This window comes from Gammaproteobacteria bacterium (assembly GCA_028817255.1).
GTDB lineage: Bacteria > Pseudomonadota > Gammaproteobacteria > Porifericomitales > Porifericomitaceae > Porifericomes > Porifericomes azotivorans.
In genome coordinates this window covers 1-2,805 of the sequence record JAPPQA010000171.1, presented here as the reverse complement: position 1 = coordinate 2,805, position 2,805 = coordinate 1, and the positions used below count along the sequence as shown (strand labels likewise).

At 69.3% G+C, this 2,805-nt stretch carries 1 protein-coding gene; it reads left to right on the top strand.

Translation table 11 applies throughout. From position 1 onward, the window contains the following. The coding region (locus OXU43_07075) for a hypothetical protein (GenBank protein MDD9824916.1) at window positions 1–2,584 on the top strand (2,584 nt) is incomplete at its 5' end. Window positions 2,585–2,805 lie beyond the last annotated feature (221 nt).

Sequence of the window (2,805 nt, the reverse complement as noted above, 5' to 3'; positions counted from 1 at the left end):
GACGGCGGACGATGCGTTAAACGAAGCGGCCGAGAGTTACTCGGTGTCGCTGTCGCTCAGCGAGGGCGAGGGCAGCACGGGCACCACCCGCGTCGAGGGCGCGATGACGGAGATTGCCGCCAGCGACGCCATCGCCTACAGCATAGCGGATGCGGATTCGGTCATGGAGGGAGCGTCGGGCACGACGACGGCGCTGACCTTCACGGTGTCTTTGAGCGGCGCCTCGGAGGGGGCGGTGACAATCCCGTACACGCTGGGCGGGACGGCGACGGGAGGCACGGACTACGTCACGCCGTCGGGCACGTTACCCATTGCGGCGGGAGAGACGGCGGAGGATCTGATGATCATGGTGCTGGGGGATGACTCGAACGAGCCGGACGAGAGCATCACGGTGACGCTGCTGGCCGAGACCGTCGCGGCCTTCGCCAAGGAAGCGGCGACCGGCACGGTGACGCTCACGACGACGGCGGGTGATCGGAGCGGCAGCGGCACCATCACCGACGACGACATGGGCGACCCCTTCAGAACTTTCCGCACGGTAACCATCAGAGGCCCGAACCAGGTATCCGAGGGCGACAGTGTGAATTGGATCGTTGCCATCGTTTCCGAGGAGGGTGCTGCCGATCCCGCGGACGACATTATCGTTACCTGGGCAGTGCGGGCCGGCAGTGCCGATGCCGGCGACTTCGGCGGCACATTGCCGGGCGGCAGCCTGACCTTTGCGCCGGCGAATTACCGGCAGTCCCAGGCGATCGCCGCGATGCCCGTTGACACCGATGAGGCAGGCGAACCGCGCGAGTTCTTCACGGTGCTTCTGACCGGAGTCACGGGAGATGCGGGCACCGCGCTGGGCTCGCCGCGATCCTTGACTGTGGCGATTACCGAACCGCGCGCGGATATGGAGCGCATGGGGCGCGTGAATTTGGCGGCGACGGTGCTGAGCCGGGGGGTGGCGGCGCTGGCGGTGCCGGCAATCGCGCGACGCATTGACTCGGGGAACGGCCTCGGGGGGGCGGGCTTGGCGCTGAACCTGGGCGGGCGGCAGGTGCTGTCCCCGTCCGCCGGCGGCGGCGCGGCCGGCGCCCCGGCGCTCGGCCTGCCGCGGGCCGAAGACCGGCAGGGCGCCGCGGGCGCTACGGGCTCGGACTTGGCGGCGCCGTGTCCACAGAGTCCACAGAGTCCACAATGTCCACCGCCCCCGCAACCGCCGCCACCGGCACAGTCCTCCCCCCTGCCCGGCGCGTCCTCCCTGGACATGTCCGCGCTGGCGGAACTGGCGGCGGCGCAGCTGCAAGACACGGACTCCGGCACGCCCGGCGCGGAAGGCCGCGCGCTGCAGCAGCTGCTGGGCCGTTCCGGCTTCTCCGCCACCAGTGACCGGGGCGGCGGCAACACGCTGTCCGTGTGGGGCCGCGGCAGTTACGCCTCGCTGGAGGGCGAACCGCGGCAGGGCGGAACCCGCTACGACTACGACGGCGACAATTACGCCTTTCACCTGGGGCTGGACGGCCGTTACGGCGATTACCTGGCGGGTGTGGCTGTAGGCTACTTCGTGAGCGAACTGGAGTTGCGCGCGGCAGGCGCGGCGGCTGGAGATCGCACCGACTTTGAGAACGATTTGGCGGCGGTGTACCCGTACCTGGCCTGGCAGCCTTCGGAGCGCCTGAGCGTGTGGCTGCTGGCGGGCTACGGCCAGGGCGAATTGCAGATCGAAGAACGGCAAAGAGGCGCTGTGGGCAAAGCGAGCAGCGACACGGATCTGTGGCTGGGGGCGGCGGGTCTCAGTTGGCGCCGATTCGCGGCGGGCGGGCTGGACGTGTTGCTGCGCCTGTCGGGTACGGCGCTGCATAGCGAGACGGACAGCGGGATCATGCGCTTCGGCGGCGGCATGGACGCGCCTTACGGCGCGACGGAGACGGACGCGCAACAACTGCAAAGCGAGATAGAACTGGGGAGGGTCTTCGATTTTGACGAAGGCGGGCGGCTACGCCCGTATATGACCATGGCTTTGCTTTATGAATTCGGCGATGGCGCGCGCGACACGGCGATAGCGGGGCTCGGTACTGGTTTCAGTCTGTACTGGCCGCGCCTGGGTTTGGAGACGCAGTGGGAAGGCCGGGCGCGGCTGGCGAGCGAAGGCAAGCGCGATTACCGGGAGTACACGGGAACGGGCGAGTTGCGCTACGACTTGGGTGCGGACCGGCGCGGTCTGCAGTTTGCGTTGCGCCCTGAGTTTGGTTTGGCCCGGAGGGCGGCGGGCGGCGCCCTGGGCGCGGCGGCGAGCGCGGCGCCGCTGGATGGCGGGGCTTTTGGAGGGGCCCCCTCCCTGGCCCCCCGGGCCGGTGGGAACGGGCTGGGGCTGCGTAGCGAGTTGTCGTATGGCATTGGCGACGTGTGGCTGTCGCAGGGGTTGCCGGGTCTTTTGACGCTGTACGGCGAGGGCGGGTTTTCGTCCGGCGAGCAAAGTTACGGCGGCGGGTTGCGCTTCGACGCCGGGCGCCTTCAGTTGGACGCCGGGCTGCGGCGCGGGAGCGGCGCCGACGCCGACAGCGCGTTGCTGCTGGACGCCACCCTGCGCTTCTGAGCGTCCCGCCACTTCCGCTCCCTCACCCTGTTTCCCTCTCCCGGAGGGAGAGGGAGAAGAGGGGCGCCCGCCTTTGGCGGCATCTGTCGCCCTCTCCCTCCGGGAGAGGGCCGGGGTGAGGGAAAAAACCCTGCGGGCATCCAGCGAATAAAGCCCACCCCGCCACTCCCATGCCCCCACCTCGCCATTCCCGCGCAGGCGGGAATCCAGCGCAAATAGAG